At 62.7% G+C, this 882-nt stretch carries 2 protein-coding genes; both read left to right on the top strand.

Annotation, left to right across the window (positions count from 1 at the left end):
• Positions 1 to 386 (top strand): GIY-YIG nuclease family protein (locus tag HPA01S_RS22455; RefSeq protein WP_245638732.1); only part of this gene is annotated, 386 nt, incomplete at its 5' end.
• The gene (locus tag HPA01S_RS22450; RefSeq protein WP_066273738.1) at positions 383 to 730 is read left to right on the top strand and encodes a winged helix DNA-binding protein; all 348 of its coding nucleotides are present in this window, start codon (positions 383 to 385) and stop codon (positions 728 to 730) included. The genes HPA01S_RS22455 and HPA01S_RS22450, both read left to right, overlap by 4 nt.
• Positions 731 to 882: the final 152 nt, after the last annotated feature.

Raw genomic sequence — 882 nt, 5'->3', positions numbered from 1 at the left:
CCTTCATTGCCGTCACAAGGAGAAAAAAGATGGACTCTTCCACGAAGCAAGCGTCGCGCTTGGCGCGGCGAGAGGCCGCACGCCAGGCGCGTGACGCCTTCCCGCCGATGGGCATCTACGCGATCCGCGACCAATCGAGCGGCCACCTGATGCTCGGTGCAAGCCGAAATGTGCACGCCGCGCTGAATCGCGCGCACTTCGAACTGCGCATGGGCAAGCACGCTGACCGGGTGATCCAGGCCGAGTGGAATCGCAGCGGCGCGGACGGACTCACGTTCGAAGTGCTGGAACTCGTGAAGGAACGAGAGAATCCGGATTTCGACTACTCCGGTGAACTGAAAGCTCTCGAGCAGATTCATCGTGAATTGCAAGGGCTGCCGTCATGAGCAAAAAACCTTTGCAAGCCTGCGTCGATCGGCATCTCGAGCACGCGGCGATGATGTTTGTGCTCGACGACGAGCTCGGCATGCGGCACGGCCTCTCATGGACCGACTTTGTGCTTCTCACGGTGCTGGATGCTGCCGGCGGCGCAGCGCCCGCGACGGAGCTCGCGCGCACTCTATGCACGCCGGCCTCGCGTTTGCTCCAGCAGGTGCTGCCATTGGAAAAAATCGGGCTGGTGGAGCGCGCGGCCGATAGTGACGGCACGCGCCTCATCAAGTTGCGCCCGCAAGGACGGCGGATGCTGCGCGAGGCGCAGGACACGGCAGAGAACGCCTGTGCGTCCTGATGTCCGTTCGACACACCCGCATCGCGGAATGAGCCCGGAGTGAGATTTGCGGATGCTGGTATCAACGACCGCTCCTCCGCAAACCCGCTTCAGGCCGGTCAGCACCGCAGACGAACAACCGCTATTCGGAAGAGCAAAGCCTGCCACTGGGC

Origin of the sequence: Hydrogenophaga palleronii NBRC 102513 (assembly GCF_001571225.1) — a bacterium.
Lineage (GTDB): Bacteria > Pseudomonadota > Gammaproteobacteria > Burkholderiales > Burkholderiaceae_C > Hydrogenophaga > Hydrogenophaga palleronii.
This window is presented reverse-complemented; position numbering and strand designations above follow the sequence as displayed.

Excerpts from the sequence above, each read along its gene's own strand:
- HPA01S_RS22450 (WP_066273738.1), top strand. The coding sequence starts at position 383 with ATGAGCAAAAAACCTTTGCAAGCCTGCGTCGATCGGCATCTCGAGCAC.